At 69.2% G+C, this 14677-nt stretch carries 12 protein-coding genes; 6 read left to right on the forward strand and 6 right to left on the reverse strand.

Going from position 1 to position 14677, the window contains the following annotated elements:
* The first annotated feature begins 52 nt into the window (after positions 1-52).
* Positions 53-1072 (forward strand): cation diffusion facilitator family transporter, encoded by a 1020-nt coding sequence (locus ACFQ9K_RS00710; protein WP_378722234.1) that lies wholly within the window; start codon positions 53-55, stop codon positions 1070-1072.
* A 249-nt stretch (positions 1073-1321) separates the two neighbouring features.
* Here ACFQ9K_RS00710 and ACFQ9K_RS00715 read toward each other — a convergent pair whose 3' ends face one another.
* Positions 1322-2728: an amidase gene (locus tag ACFQ9K_RS00715; protein WP_378722233.1), complete on the reverse strand. Its 1407-nt coding sequence runs from the start codon at positions 2726-2728 to the stop codon at positions 1322-1324.
* Positions 2729-2834: 106 nt separating this feature from the next.
* On the opposite strand from ACFQ9K_RS00715, the gene ACFQ9K_RS00720 reads away from it, so the two are divergent.
* Both ACFQ9K_RS00720 and ACFQ9K_RS00725 read left to right on the forward strand, forming a co-directional pair.
* Entirely contained in the window at positions 2835-4487 is a 1653-nt protein-coding gene (locus ACFQ9K_RS00720) for an FUSC family protein (protein WP_378722231.1), read from the forward strand.
* A gap of 30 nt (positions 4488-4517) precedes the next feature.
* A complete protein-coding gene (locus ACFQ9K_RS00725; RefSeq protein ID WP_378722229.1) occupies positions 4518-4973 on the forward strand; it encodes an SRPBCC family protein in 456 nt (151 codons plus the stop codon).
* A gap of 1 nt (position 4974) precedes the next feature.
* On the opposite strand, the gene ACFQ9K_RS00730 is transcribed toward ACFQ9K_RS00725, so the two are convergent.
* Positions 4975-6594 carry an LCP family protein gene (locus ACFQ9K_RS00730; protein WP_378722227.1) on the reverse strand — a complete coding sequence of 540 codons (1620 nt, stop codon included), beginning with the start codon at positions 6592-6594 and terminating at the stop codon, positions 4975-4977.
* Between the two features lie 176 nt (positions 6595-6770).
* Here ACFQ9K_RS00730 and ACFQ9K_RS00735 point away from each other — a divergent pair, with 176 nt between their 5' ends.
* Positions 6771-7424, forward strand: a complete 654-nt coding sequence (locus ACFQ9K_RS00735) for an SDR family NAD(P)-dependent oxidoreductase (RefSeq protein ID WP_378722226.1) — start codon at positions 6771-6773, stop codon at positions 7422-7424.
* Here the strand turns inward: ACFQ9K_RS00735 and ACFQ9K_RS00740 are convergent.
* Entirely contained in the window at positions 7412-8668 is a 1257-nt protein-coding gene (locus tag ACFQ9K_RS00740) for a cytochrome P450 (RefSeq protein WP_378722224.1), read from the reverse strand. The genes ACFQ9K_RS00735 and ACFQ9K_RS00740 overlap by 13 nt on opposite strands.
* Before the next feature lie 110 nt (positions 8669-8778).
* Between ACFQ9K_RS00740 and ACFQ9K_RS00745 the strand changes: the two genes are divergently transcribed.
* Entirely contained in the window at positions 8779-9249 is a 471-nt protein-coding gene (locus ACFQ9K_RS00745) for a winged helix-turn-helix transcriptional regulator (protein WP_378722223.1), read from the forward strand.
* Positions 9250-9252: 3 nt separating this feature from the next.
* On the opposite strand, the gene ACFQ9K_RS00750 is transcribed toward ACFQ9K_RS00745, so the two are convergent.
* Together ACFQ9K_RS00750 and ACFQ9K_RS00755 are read right to left on the reverse strand one after the other, a co-directional pair.
* Positions 9253-10644 carry a pyridoxal phosphate-dependent decarboxylase family protein gene (locus ACFQ9K_RS00750; protein WP_378722222.1) on the reverse strand — a complete coding sequence of 464 codons (1392 nt, stop codon included), beginning with the start codon at positions 10642-10644 and terminating at the stop codon, positions 9253-9255.
* Positions 10645-10706: 62 nt separating this feature from the next.
* The gene (locus ACFQ9K_RS00755; protein WP_378722220.1) at positions 10707-11921 is read right to left on the reverse strand and encodes an Ig-like domain-containing protein; all 1215 of its coding nucleotides are present in this window, start codon (positions 11919-11921) and stop codon (positions 10707-10709) included.
* 484 nt (positions 11922-12405) lie between these two features.
* Between ACFQ9K_RS00755 and ACFQ9K_RS00760 the strand changes: the two genes are divergently transcribed.
* Positions 12406-12945, forward strand: coding sequence for a nuclear transport factor 2 family protein (locus ACFQ9K_RS00760; protein ID WP_378722219.1), 540 nt, complete (start codon positions 12406-12408; stop codon positions 12943-12945).
* 4 nt (positions 12946-12949) lie between these two features.
* Here the strand turns inward: ACFQ9K_RS00760 and ACFQ9K_RS00765 are convergent, their stop codons facing one another.
* Positions 12950-14557, reverse strand: a complete 1608-nt coding sequence (locus ACFQ9K_RS00765) for an FMN-binding glutamate synthase family protein (RefSeq protein WP_378722218.1) — start codon at positions 14555-14557, stop codon at positions 12950-12952.
* Positions 14558-14677 lie beyond the last annotated feature (120 nt).

A 14677-nucleotide genomic window follows, 5' to 3' on the forward strand; every position in this document is an offset into this window, starting at 1 on the left:
GTGAACAGATGCAGATATGCGCATACGTGGCGGTGATGAAAGCGGGCGGCTAATGGGACATGAACACGAGCACGGACACGGGAACGGCGGCCACGGGCACTCGCACGGAGTGTCCGGCGATGCCGATCGTCGCTGGCTGACCGTCGCGCTGGCGCTGATCGGCGGGTTCATGCTGATCGAGGTCGTGGTCGGCTTGCTGGCGAATTCGCTGGCGTTGCTCTCGGACGCGGCGCACATGCTGACCGACGCGGCGTCGATCGTGCTGGCGCTCACCGCGATCCGGCTGGCCGCCCGCCCGGCGCGCGGCAAATACACCTACGGATTCAAGCGGGCCGAGATCCTGTCCGCGCAGGCCAACGGCATCACGCTGCTCGTGCTGGCCGGCTGGCTCACCTACGAGGCGATTCGACGGCTGCTCGATCCGCCGGAGGTGACCGGTGGGCTGGTGGTCGTCACGGCGATCGTCGGCATCGTGGTGAATGTGGCTGCGGCCTGGGCGATCAGCAAAGCGAATCGCTCCAGCCTGAACGTCGAGGGCGCGTTCCAGCACGTGCTCAACGATCTGTACGGCTTCATCGCGACCGCCGTCGCCGGCGTCGTCGTGCTGCTCACCGGATTCGCTCGCGCCGACGCGATCGCCACCCTGGTCGTCGTCGTGCTGATGGTGAAGGCCGGCCTCGGCCTGGTCCGGGACTCCGGCCGCATCTTCCTCGAGGCCGCCCCGGCGGGCGTCGACCCCGACGCCCTCGGCCGACGCCTGGTCGAGATGCCCGGCATCGACGAGGTGCACGACCTGCACGTCTGGCAGATCACCTCCGGCAACGTCGCCCTGTCCGCCCACGTGCTCGTCCAACCCGGCGCCGACTGCCACGGCCTGCGCCAGCAGATCGAACGCCTCCTCGATCACGACTACGAAATCACCCACACCACACTGCAAGTCGACCACTCCCAACTGGTCGCCGCCCCCACCACCCCCGGCGCCGACCGCCTCCTCCCGGTCCTGGAAGACCACTGCGACGAGTCCCACGGCCCCATCCACCGCGAACGCCCAGAAGTCGGCCACCCCCACTAGCCCACCCAATCCGCACCCTCTCGCAGGATCCGCACCGGGCGCAGGTCCCGAGAAAGAGTGCATGTCTGCGTGGCCAGCACCCCCGGCAGCGCTGTGCGGCGCCCGGCTTGTCGGTGTCGCCGTGATCCGCACTCTCTCGGGACTCGCACCGAGAATGGGGCCAGAAAGCTGGTGCAGATCCCGAGAGAGGGTGTGGATCTTGTTGTCTGCGTGGTGGGTGGCTATTTGCTGTGGGCGATGCGGCGGGGGCTAGTGGTTCAGGCGGGGGAAGGGGTGTTCGGCTTCGAGGAGATAGGCGAGTTCCAGGAGGGGGCGTTCGTTGCCGTGGGTGGCGGCTAATTGGATGCCGAGGGGGAGGCCGGCGGGGGTGAGGCCGGCGGGGAGGGTGATGGCGGGGGTGCCGGTGATGTTGTTGATGGGGGTGAAGGAGACGTAGGTGCGGAGGCGGTCGAGCAGGATGTCGAAGGGGACGGTGGGGCTGAGGTAGCCGAGTTCGGGGGTTTCGTGGCCGAGGGTGGGGAGGAGTACGGCGTCGTAGGGGCCAAGCGCGCGTTGGTAAGTGGTGGCCGCGGCGCGTAGTCGGTAGAGCATGGCGGGGGTGCGCCAGGCGCCGCGGAGGAAGTAGCGGCGTAGGCCGAGGGTGAGGTCGTCGAGGCGAGCGGCGTCGAAGCGGCGGTCGGCGAGCTTGCCGGTGGAGGCGACGAAAGTGGCCAGCAGACCCCAGTATTGGAGGAACGCACCCTCCAACGCGTTGTCGAACGGCATGGGGACCGGCTCGACGTGATGGCCGTGGGCTTCCAGGGTGACCGCGACCTTTTCGACCGCGTCCCGGGTCGGGCCCGCGGGCACCGCACCGCCGATGTTCTCCAGCAGCAACGCGATACGCAGCGGCTTCGACCCGGGTCCCTCGACATACCCGATCGGCGGCAACCCGGGATTGCTCCAATACCGTTCCGCCGCAGCGGTATACGCGGCCGTGTCGCGCACCGTCCTGGTCAGCACACCTTCGCTGACGATATTGACCGGCAACGTGCGGGCCAGCGCGGAATCTCTGTGCCGCCCCCGGCTCGGCTTCAGCCCGACCAGCCCGGCGCAGGCCGCGGGAATCCGGATCGACCCGCCGCCGTCGTTGCCGTGCGCGATCGGCACCACGCCGGACGCGACCAGCGCCGCGGACCCGCCGGACGATCCACCCACCGAATAGCCGGTGTGCCAAGGGTTTCGGGTCGGACGCGCGAACGGCGGCTCGGTGGTCGCGTTGAACCCGAACTCGGGCAGCGTGCTCTTGCCGAGCACCGTCATTCCGGCGCCGAGGAATTGGCGGGTGTAGGCCCCGTGCGCCCGCGCGGGCTTGGCCTGGAAGGCCTGGGCGCCGTGGGTCGTCGGCATCCCGGCGATATCGGCATTGTCTTTCATGAACGTCGGCACCCCGTACAACGGCCCGGTCCGCTCGGCGGGCAGCAGCGGCCGGTCGTAACTCGCGTAGGCGACCGCCGCCAACGTCTCGACCTTGCGCGCCCGCTCCACCGCCGCCGCGGCGAGTTCGCGCGGACTGCGTTCCCCGCTGCGCACCAGTTCGGCCAGCGCGACCGCGTCGTGTTCGCCGAGCGCGTCGTCGGCGAAGGAGTGGATGCGGGTCTGAGCGTCAGCGGTCACTCCTCGAATCTAGCGACCCGGCGCGCGGCGGACCGTCTGTCCAGTGGTGGCCGTCACGCGCATACGGTGGAACGGCAACCAGGCTTGACGAACAGGAAGGATGTCCATGGTCCCGTCGGTCTCCGACCCACTGCCGCCGCAAGGGCGAATCGGCGAGCTGCTGTTCGCGCTGCCGCCCGCGGGACGGCGCTGGAGTGCGGGCCTGCGATCCGCGGCGGCGTTCGCGCTGCCCGCCGCGCTGGTGGTGGCGGCGGGGCATCCGGAGAAGGCGTTGTTCGTGCTGTTCGGCGCGTTCGCGGTGATGTACGGGGAGCGCCGGGCGTATCGGATGCGCGCGGGGGTCGTGCTCACCGCCGGTCTCGCGCTGCTCGCGTCCTGCGGCGTCGGCGCGCTGCTCGGCCACGGGCTCGCCGGCGGGCTCGGCGCCTCGCTGCTCACGGTGACCACGCTGACGATCGTCGCGGTGGTCGCCGTCTACGCGATCGATGCGCTGCGCCTCGGTCCACCGGGTGCGCTGCTGTTCGTGATCGCCTGCGGCGGCGCGATGATGGCCGCCGAGGCGGGCATCTCGACGGCGGCGCTGTTGTCCGGCACGGCATTCGGCGTCGGCGCCTCGGTGCTGGCCTCGATGGCCGGTGCCCTGCGCGACCGCCGCAAGCCAGAGCGAGTCGCCGTGGCGGCCGCGATCGACGCCGTCGACGCCTACCTGTCGGCGCGGGCCGCCGGCCGCCCCGCCATCGACCTGCGCCATCAGGCGGGCGGCGCGGTCGCGGAGGCCTGGGCCGCGGTCTACGACGCGGGATTGCCGAGCAGAGCACCGGATTCGGAACTGCTGGCCACCCTGGTCGCCGCCCGCCGCCGCCTCGCCGGCCCCGCCTACGACGACACCAACGACCTGGTCGTCGACCCGTTGATCTCGTTCGTCCGTCCCGGCGTCTGGTTCCGCCTGCGCCGTTCCCTGTCGTTCGACTCCCACGCCACCATCAGCGCCTTCCGCGTCGGCGTCGCCTGCCTGGTGGCCGGCGGACTCAGCGCCCTGCTCGGCCAGGACCGCCCGCACTGGGCGGTGTTCACCGCGCTGATGGTGTTGCAGATCGGCCCGGACCGGGTCCGCGGCAAGGTGCGCGGCATTCACCGCTTCGTCGGCACGGTCGTGGGATTGGCGTTCTTCGGCGTGATCCATCAGCTCGCGTTCACCGGCTACGCCCTCATCGCACTGGTCGCCGCGCTGCTGTTCGGCATGGAGCTGTTCGTGCCGCGCAATTACGCCCTCGCCGCGATCTTCATCACGCCGATCGCGTTGCTCGCCGTCGGCAGCGCGCCCGGCGGTGCCGTCGCGCCGCTGATCCGAGATCGCTTCATCGAGACCGTGATCGGCGTCGGCGTCGCGGTACTCGTCCCGCACGTCGTCGTCCCGCGCGCGCACCGCCGCACCTTCCGCTGGATCGAGGTCCGGGTCTGCGCCGTCGCCCGTGCCCTGCTGGAACTTTCGCGCACCGAGCCGGCGGGCGCCCCGGCCGTCGCGCTGACCCAGCAGCTGCAATTCGAACTGGTCGGCGTCGCCCGCACCGGAATCGACTCGGCCACCGAGGATCCGCGGTGGACCGCCGCGCACTGGCCTGCCCACGCCGCCACCGCCCACCTCGGCTACGACCTGCTCGCCGCCTACTGGGAGCTGCCGCCCGGCGCGCTACTGGCCGACCCGGACCGCTGGACCGCGGAGTTCGACGCGCTGACCGCGCGCTCCGACACTCGGTAGCGCGGTGCTTACTCCTGCTAGCGTTCGAGCATGCAGGACAGTGTGACAGTGCGAATGGCCGCGCCCGCCGACAAGATCTGGGCGCTGGTCAGCGATATCACGAACACCGGGAAGTTCAGCCCGGAGACCTTCGCCGCCGAATGGCTGGGCGGCGCCACCGAGCCCGCGGTCGGGGTGAAGTTCCGCGGACACGTCAACCGCAACGGCTGGGGCCTCAAGTACTGGACCGTGTGTCGGATCATCGCCTCGGACCCCGGCCGCGAATTCGCGTTCACCGTCCTCGGCCCCGGCGGCATGTCCATCAACACCTGGACCTACCGCTTCGATCCGGTCGAGGGCGGCACCGACGTCACCGAGTCGTTCCACCTGCACAGCAACCCCGTCCTGCGGGTGTACTGGCTGCTGGCCGGACGGGCACGCAACAAGACGAACGTCGAGGGCATGCGGGAGACGTTGAACCGCATCAAGGCGTTCGTCGAGCAGTAGGTCAGTTCACGCAGGGGATCGTGCTGCCGATCGTCGTCGTGACCGGCTTGCCGGCATCGGGCGCGGGGTCGGCGGTGGTCGTCGGCGTGGCCTGCGTGGTCGACGCGGTGGTCGGTGTGCTCGTGCTCGCGGCCAATTCGGTGGGCATGGTGAAGTCGCTGCCGAGGGTGACCTGGATGTGTCCCGCGGTGACGTTCGGCGAGGCGGTCGGCGTGAGTCCGCCGAGGGTCTCGGCCAGGTGGGTCGCGTCCGCCTCGGCGCCGGCCCCGTAGGTGATCTTGGTCGTGGTGAGGGTGCTGCCCAGGTTGCCGACCTCACCCTCGCGATAGCCGAGGTTGGTCAGCGCGGTGGACAGCTTGCCCGCCATGCCGGTCGCGCTGCCCGCGTTCTGCACGTCGACCGTGCTGGTCGGCGGACGGGCCGGGGTGGGGTTCGGCGCCTGGACTCCGAAGGCGGCCCGCACCTCCTTCTTGATCGCGGCCGGATCGATGATGTTCACGTCCTGCCCGTTGATGTTGTCGTAGCGCAACACCGGCAGCGTCCGGAACTCGACCGAAATCGAGCCCGCCGCACCCAGGTTCTTGGCGAAGTCGAGCAGGTCCCAGTTGTCCGACAGCACCACGTCCTGGTGCGCCACCTTCATCAGGTCGTTCAGCTTGCCGAAGTTGGTCAGCGTGCCGGAATCCTTGAGCGACTTGGCGACCGAGGTGAGGTACGCCTGCTGCCGGTGGGTCCGGTCGAGGTCGCCGTTGTCCAGGTTGTGGCGCTGGCGGACGAAGGCGAGCGCCTCGGAACCGTTCAGGTGCTGCGGCCCGGCGGGGAACTTCGCACCGGAGTAGTAGCTGTCGTCGACCGCCTTGTTCAGGCACACGTCGACGCCGCCGAGCGCCTCGGCCAGGTGATAGAACCCGGCGAGGGCGACCTCGGCGAACCGGTCGATCGGCACGCCGGTGAGGTTGCGGACGGTGGACACGATGGACGCGCGTCCGGCCTCGCGCCCCGCGCGTTCGAGGGTGACCTGATCCTTCTCGCCCTTGGCGATCAGCTTGGCCTCGGCGTCCGCCTTCTTCAGGCCATACGACTCTTTGATCTTGACGTGGTCGTAGCCGGGGATGCCGGAGACCGCGACGTAGTCGTCGCGCGGGATGGAGAACGCGACGATCTTCTGCATGTCCGCCGGTATGTGCAGCAGGATCAGCGAATTGGCGTTGTAGCCGCCGTCGTCGCTGTCGCCCGCGTGCAACTGGTCCAGGATCTCCTTCGACAGGGCGTTGCCGTTCTGATCCTTGCGCGAGTCCAGGCCGATCAGCAGGATGTTCAGGTCACCGCCGAGCGAGCGGGGCGCGTCGGCGCCGATCGCGTCCGTGCGGTTGAACCCGTTGTTGAAGTCGATCTTGGCCGACCAGGCGAACCCGGTGCCGGAGAGCACCGCGAGCGCGGTCACCGAGACGACGACCCGCACCCCGATCTTCGCCGCACTGCGCAGCCGATGCGGTTTCGCCGTCCCACGGGGTGGTTTCGCGGCCACCCGCCGTGCCTTCGGCGCGGCGCGCCGATGCCGCGCGGGCCGCGCGGGCGGGTCGGTGACCCGGGCAAACTCGACTGTGTCGTCGTCGGCCATTGCCGCAGACTCTGTGCCCTGCTCTTTCCTCGGCACTCGCGCCACGGATCGTTCCTCGCCGTCTTGTTCTTCGTCCGACTCGTTCGAGAGTACGCACGCGCGCGTAATACTCGGATCATCCCTGGATAGACAGCGGAAATCGAGGGCGCGGCGACCGGGGCTCTAGGCTCGGGATCATGTCTGCTCCCGTGCTTCTCGTGCTCGGCGCCGGTCCCGGTGTCGGATTGGCTGTCGCCCGGCTGTTCGCCGATGACGGTTATGCGGTATTTCTCGCCTGCCGGTTACCCTCGGAGGCCGAGCCGCTGGCCGCACAGCTGCGCGGCGAGGGCTTCGACGCGGAGGGCGTCGGCGTCGATCTGTCCGATCCGGCCGACATCGCCCGCGTGGTGACCGCGGTGGGGGAGCAGCACGGCCGGATCGACGTGCTGCATTTCAACCCGAGCATGTTCCGGCAGTCGGATCCGTTGCAGCTGTCGGTGCCGGAGCTGATCGAGGACTTCACCATCGGCGCGGCCGCGCTGCTGCCCGCCGTCCAGTCGGCGCTGCCGTTCTTCGCCGAGGGCGCGCGGGTGCTGGTCACCGGGAGCGCGGCGGCGGACAAGCCGTGGAATCAGGCCGCGTCGCTCGGCGTGCAGAAGGCGGCGGTGCGCAATCTGGTCACCAGCTTGGATACCACGCTGGCGCCCAAGGGTTTTCGCGCCGTCGCGGTGCAGATCAACGGTGTGCTCGGCGAGGGCGCGTTCACCAGGGATCGGGTCGCCGCGGCGCTGCACGCCGCCGCGATCCGGCCCTTCGACGAGTGGACGCCGCACACCTCCTACGACGGTTGACGCGGCCGGATCGCGGCGTACTCGATCGGCATCCGTGCAGGCCCGCGCAGGTTCACGTGTTCGCGATAGACCGGCGGATCGGTGAGCAGGCGCGGCGATTCGACGCGTTGGGCGAGCCGGGTGAGCGCGATCCGCGCCTCGAGCCGGGCCAGCGGCGCGCCCAGGCAGAAGTGGGCGCCCAGGCCGAACGCGAGGTGGCGGTTGTCCCGCGCCGGGTCGAAGCGATCCGGGTCGGCGAACCCGGCCGGGTCGCGCTGTGCGGCGGCGATCAGCAGCACCACCAGCTCGCCGCGTTCGACGGTGAGGTCGCCCACCGGTATATCGTCGGCGGCGATGCGCGGAATCAACTGCACCGGCGGATCGAACCGCAGCGTCTCCTCGACAACGCCCGGTGCCCGTTCGGGATTCGCGCGCAGCGCGGCGAGTTCCGCGGGACGGCGCAGCAGTGCGAGCGTCGCGTTCGAGATCAGGTTGACCGTCGTCTCGTGCCCGGCGACCAGCAGCAGCGCGCAGGTGGAGATCAGCTCGTCGTGGGTGAGCACCTCCCCGGCGTCCTCCGCCGCGAGCAGCTGGGAGAGCAGGTCCGGTCCAGGGTCGGTGCGGCGGCGTTCGGTCAGGCGCTCGAAGTAACGGCTGAGTTCGGTTCCGGCGCGCTGTAATTCGGCCGGATCGACCTGATGCTCGGCGGCATGCCTGGACGTGGGGTCCAGCGTGCGCGACAGCAGCGAGGACCAATGGCTCAGCTGCGCTTCGTCTTCCAGCGGCACGCCGAGCAGCTCGCAGATGACGGTCACCGGCAGCGGATAGGCGAACTCGGTGACGGCATCGAATGTGCCTGCCGCCGAATGTTTGTCGAGGATGTCGTCGACCAGCTCGGTGATCCGCGGCTCGAGCTGCTGCACCACGCGCGGGGTGAATGCCTTGGACACCAGCCGCCGCAACCGCGTGTGGTCCGGTGGATCGAGAAACAGGAAAGACGGCTTCGTCTGTGCCGCAGTGGTATTCGAGGAGTCGTAGATCGGCATCGAGCTGAGCTGCAGCCTGCCCAGCGAGCGGTCGACGCTCACCCGCGGGTCGCGCAGCACCGCCGTGCAGTCGGCGTGGCCGGGCACGATGACGACCGGCGCGCTGCCGATCCGGAACGGCCCGCGCTCCCGCAGCCGGGCGAACAGCGGATAGGGGTCCGGCCGCTCCGCGGGATCGAGCAACCGGAGGTAATCGGCGATCGACTGCTCTGACGTCATGGGACTCCCACCTCATCGGCCCGGGCCGGCGCGCTGCGCTCGGCTGAGTAGTATTATTCCGATACCAACGGTAGGAATGCAATACCGATGACGAATGCGAAGATATCCGCATGACCATCCGACGCCCGGCCGATGATTCGGTGACCCGCGTCGCCGAGTTGCTCGGCGACCGGTGGAGCATGCTGGTCATCGCCGAGGCGTTCTTCGGCGTGCGCCGATTCAGCGATTTCGCCCGCAATATCGGCATCACCAACCGCAACCTGCTCACCGGTCGCCTGCGCATGCTGGTCGACGCGGGCATCTTCGCGCGCACCGACGAGGGCGGCGGCCGGGTCGACTACCACCTCACCGCCGCGGGCCGCGAGCTGTATCCGATCATCATCGCCATGTCCGCCTGGGGCGACCGGCACCTCGCCCATCCGGACGGGCCGCCGCTGATTCTCGAACACCGCACGTGCGGTCACGCGATCACGCCGGTGACGGTGTGCGCGCACTGCCGCGCCGACATCGACCCGAGCGACGTCGAACCGCTGCCCGGTCCCGGCTTCCACGCGCCGGCCGCCACCGAGGCGACCGGTTGACGGTCAGGACAGGGCGAGTGCCGCCGCGGTGATCGCCTTGGCCGCCCGGTCCACGTCGGCGCCGGTCGTGCGCCAGTTGCTGAACGCGGCGCGCACCGCCGGCTCACCGGCGTAAACCGTTGGTGTCACGAAGGTTTCGCCGGTCTCGGCGATGGCATCGACCAGTGCGCCGACCCGCTCGGCGGTCGGCCGGTCGGTCAGGGTGAAGCAGACGACGTTGAGCCGGACCGGCGCGACCAGCCGGAGCAGGCCGCTCGCGGTGAGCTGCTCGGCCAGGCTGTTCGCACTGGCGATGTTGCGCTGCACGATGTCACGGTGACCGTCGCGCCCGTACGCGGTCAGCGAGAACCACGCGGTGAGCGCACGCAACCGTCGCGAGTTCTCCGGGACCAGATGCCCGAAATCCGGTGTGTCGCCGGGGGAGGTCAGGTACGCGGCGGAATTCAGAAAGACGCGCAGTTGCAGATCCCGATGCCGGGTGAACTGCACCGCCGCGTCGTAGGGCACGTTCAACCACTTGTGCAGATCGACGCACACCGAATCCGCCGCACCCAGGCCATCGACCAGCTCGGCATGCTCCGGCGTCAGCGCCGCGAACGCGCCGAACGCCCCGTCGACGTGCAACCAGAACGGATACCGTTGCCGCAGTGCGGCAATCGCGCGTAGGTCGTCGAAGTCGACGGTGTTCACCGTGCCCGCGTTGGCGACCACGATCGCCGGCCTGCCGTCCAGCGCCGCAAGCGCTTCGGCGAGCCGATCCACATCGATCGCCTCCCGCCCCGGCCGGGTCGGCACCAATCGCAGACTGTCCCGGCCGATGCCGAGCATGGACAACGACTTCACGATGCTGGAGTGCGGCGTCCCCGACAACACCGGCACCGCCCCGAGCGCGCCCACGCCGGCCTGCGCCACCGAAATGCCCAGCTGGTCACCGAGCCACTCCCGCGCGATAGCCAGGCCGACGAAATTCGACATGGTCGCCCCGCTGACGAACGCCCCGCTGTGCTGCTCCAGCCCGAACATTCGCCCGATCCAGCGCACCGTCTGGCGTTCCAGCTCGACCGCCGCGGAATCCTCGCCCGACATGGCGTTCTGATCGAGCACGCCGGTCAGCCAATCGCCCGCGACCGCCGCCGGCGTGGCGCCACCGGTGACGAAGCCGAAGTAGCGCGGCCCCGCGCTCCCGGAGAACTGCGGTTCCCACCGTTCCCGGAACCGCGCGAGCGCCGCACGCAGGCCGACGCCGCGCTCCGGAAGCTCCTCGGTCCCCACCGCTTTCGGCGCCCGCGCGACCGGCCGCGTCTCGATGCCGGTCAGTATGTCCGTCGCCGACTCGCGGACCGCGTCCAGCAGTGCGGGCAACTCGGCGAGGTCGTCGGCAAGGTTTTCGTCCACATCCCGACGTTACGAGCGATCCACCCGTCTTGTCGGGAGCCAGTCCGAAGCTGCTGGCCTTATTACTTCAGCGCGCTGCCGGCCTGCCACTGATCCCAGGACAGACCCCAGTCGCCGTTCTGCCAGACGTCGAGCGGCGCGCCGCCGGTATTGCGGACCTCGACCACGTCGCCGGGCACCGCGAAGTCGTAGAACCACCGCGCGTTCTCCGGACTCAGGTTCAGGCAGCCGTGCGAGGTGTTGGTGTTGCCCTGCGCCCACACCGTGGATGCCAGCTCGTGCAGATAGATGCCGTCGGTGCTGATCCGGGTCGCCCAGTTGATGGTCTCCTTGTAGCCGAGCCGGGAGTTGACCGGCAGGCCGAAGGTGGAGGAGTCCATGATCACCGGGTTGGCCTTGCTCATCACCGTGTAGACGCCGGGCTGGGTCCAGAAGGTGATGGTCTTGCCGCCGACGTTCTCGCTGCCGCCCATGCCCATCGAGGTCGGCATGGAACGGATCAGCTTGCCGTTCTCGAAGACCTGGACCTGTTTGTTGTTGTCGTCGGCGATGGAGACGTGCGAGGCGCCGATGGTGAACGACGCCTTGCTGTCCTCCTGGCCGTACAGGCCGCCGCCGAGGTCGACGGCGTAGATGTTGGCCTCGACCGAGACCTTGGTGCCGGACGGGTAGTACTCCTTCGGCCGCCAGTGCACGTGCTGGTTGTCGAGCCAGTACCAGGAGCCCTCCAGCGGCGGGGTCGTGGTGACCTTCAGCCGCTTCTCGGCGAGCGCCCGGTCCGGGACGTCCTCGTCGAAGTGCGCGGCGATCACCGCGCCCACGCCGAAGGTGCCGCCGTCGAGCAGTCCGCCGCCGGTGGTCTCGAAGTACACCTTGGTCTGGTTGTTCGGCGTCAGCGTGGAGAACGTCGAGGTCAACGGGCCGCTGCGGCCGGTGATGGTGAGGCCCTCGGCGGTGATCGTGTACGTGTGGCCGTAGCCGACCGGCTCGGTGGGCTTCCACGCCGTCTTGTCCGGCGTGAGGATGCCCTCGATGGGCTTGCCCTTCTCGTTGGTCATGGTGACCGAGGTCAGCACGCCGTCACCCGCGGTCACCTGGACCGGAGCCTTCGGATCGACATCCTTCGCGCCCGACGCCGGGGTGATGGAGATGGCGGGAGGCGCGGGGTCGGCCGATCCCGGCTTCTTCGACTCCGACGCGGAACAACCGGCAACCACCAGCGCGGTGACCAGGACGACTATCCCGGCAACACTGGATCGGAAGCGGCGACTCGACATGATTCTCCTGTGTTCGCCGTGCGCTTCCCGCTGCGCACCCTCGACTTACTATCCCGCTCAGCAGTTTACCGGCCCGCGAGAGTGTGCTTTCGCCAGTGCGCCCCCGTCAGTTGTCGGGGCCCAGCCGGAACTGTATCGCCAACTGCTGGGCGGCTTCGTCGCCGAGGAACGGCTGCAGGAGGAGAAAGAGAATCATCGACATCGACACTGGCCCCGATCACGAAACGCGGTAGTTCTTTCCCCCGTTGGTCGCCGAGCCCCGACCTCGACGGCACAGCCCGACCTGGCACACCTTCGATTCCCAGGTTATGGCGGCCGACGGTGGTCGGCAAGCGCGCCGATGCCGCCCGGGCGTGGCGCTGACCAGTGGTGAGCACCACAGCGGATGTTGCCGATACTCGTTGACGGCTCATGTTTGCTCATGATTTGCTGACTCATCTTCGAGCGATCGACCGGCACGACGGAAGGGCTTGGGATGATCAGCATGACAACCGCTCCGCAGCAGCGCAGACGCATCGGCGCCCGGCGCGACGGCTCCGCCGGACTGCCCGACGCGGCCGTCGAACGCGCCGCGATCGAACGCTTCTACGAACTTCTCTTCCTCCAGGACCACGAGCAGATCCTGGACCTGGTCACCGCCGACGTGCGGTTCCACGCGCCGTGGCAGCTGCCCGGTCTGCCGGACACCATCCAGGGCCGCGCGGAGCTGGGCGAGAGCATGCTCTGGTGGAGCACCGAGCTGTGGCAGCCGGGCAGCCTGTGCCGCATCGCCGTGCGCCCGTTCGCCGCGCCGCACTCCTGGTTCGCCAATATCGAGGGCGACTTCACCGCGCTGGAGAGCCAACGGCATTACCACGCGACCTTTCTCAGTGAGATTCGGTTCCGGGACGGCCAGATCGCCGAGGTGCAGCAGCATCACAACACGCTGAACCAGGTCATCGCGCTGGGCGCGGACGTGCCCGGCATCAATGTGCCCGGTTATGGCGTTGCCGCGCACCGCGATTGCGGAACCGAGGTCGCCTGACGACTCACCGCGCGGCGGGATGCGGCGCGTTGATCCGGAACGAGTCGGCCGAGGCGTAGTTCCAGTCCGCGCGCCAGGCCGCGGGGGTGTCCGCGAGAAGCTCACCGGGGGCGAGCCATTCGTAGAGTTCGGCGTAGGAGCGGACGGTGGTCGCGGAAATCCGTTTGCGCAGCATGTGCGGGGTGAGGTCGGCCGGCCGCTGCACGCCGAGGGTGGCCATCAGTCCGACGGCCTGCTCGACCACGGCCTGGTGGTAGCGCTGGACCCGAATGCTCTTGTCGGCGACGTCGAGTGCGCGGGCGCGCTTGGGGTCCTGGGTGGCCACGCCGACCGGGCACCTGTTGGTGTGGCAGACCATGGCCTGGATGCAGCCGACCGCCATCATCATGGCCCGCGCGGAGTTGGTGAAGTCCGCGCCCTGGATCAGCCGGATGACGATATCGCTCGCGGTGGCGACCTTTCCGCTGGCGCCCAGCTTGATCCGATCCCGCAAGCCGGTGCCGACCAGCGCGTTGTGCACGGTCATCAGCCCGTCGGTGAGCGGCAGGCCGACGTGGTCCTCGTATTCCAGTGGCGCGGCGGCGGTTCCGCCCTCGGCACCGTCCACCGTGATGAAATCCGGCGTGATCCCCTCGGCCACCATGGCTTTGCAGAACGCGATCACGTCGATCCGGGAGCCGACGCAGAGCTTGAAGCCGACCGGCTTGCCGCCGGACAGCTCGCGCAGGCGGGCGATGAACTCGATCATCTCCCGCGGCGTCGAGAAGGCCGAATGCATCGGCGGGCTCACGCATTTCACGTGCGCGGGCACGCCGCGGAAGCCTGCGATCTCCGCGGTCACCTTCGCCGCGGGGAGCACGCCGCCGATGCCCGGCTTCGCGCCTTGACTGAGCTTCACCGAGATTGCCTTGACCCGGTCGTGGGCGGCCTTGTCCGCGAACCGCGCCGGGTCGAATTCGCCTGCCTCGGTGCGGGCGCCGAAGTAGCCCGACCCCAGCTCCCAGATCAGGTCGCCGCCGCCTTCCAGGTGATAGGAGGTGAGTCCGCCTTCGCCGGTGTCGTGCGCGAAACCGCCAAGGGCCGCACCGCGATTCAGGGCGCGGATGGCATTGGCGGACAGCGCGCCGAAGCTCATGGCCGAGACGTTCAGCAGCGACATCGCGTAGGGCCTGGTGCAATCCGGCCCGCCGACCATGACCCGCGGCGGCTCCGCGGGTGCGGGCGCCGGCGCGATCGAATGCACCAGGTACTCGCTGCCGATCGCGCTCAGGTCGCGCTCGGTGCCGAAGGACTGCTCGCCGTGAATTCCCTTGGCGCGCTCATAGATCGTCGAGCGGACCTCGCGGTCGTAGGGGCGGCCGTCGAAGTTGCGCTCGACGAAGTACTGCTGGATCTCCGGCCGGATCTCTTCGAGCAGATAGCGCAGGTGCCCGAGCAACGGGTAGTTCCGCAGCAACGAATGCTTGCGCTGCAACAGGTCGTAGACGCCGAGCAGCAGCAGGCCCCCGAGCAGGACCAGCACGACCGACCAGGCCCAGCCGCCGATGACGGCGGCGAAGCCGACGATCACCACCAGCGGAACCAGCGCGCCGAACAGGAAGAAACGCAGCATCGGCCATCCTTCTGAGCGAATGCGACCCGGAGTGGAATCCCACCCGACAGCGGAACCGATCCTACTGATCCCGGCTGGGCGCACGGGTGACCGCGAGCGGGTCGAGTGCGTCGCGGCCGG

The organism is Nocardia sp. NPDC056564 (assembly GCF_042793755.1).
In the GTDB taxonomy this organism is placed as follows: domain Bacteria; phylum Actinomycetota; class Actinomycetes; order Mycobacteriales; family Mycobacteriaceae; genus Nocardia.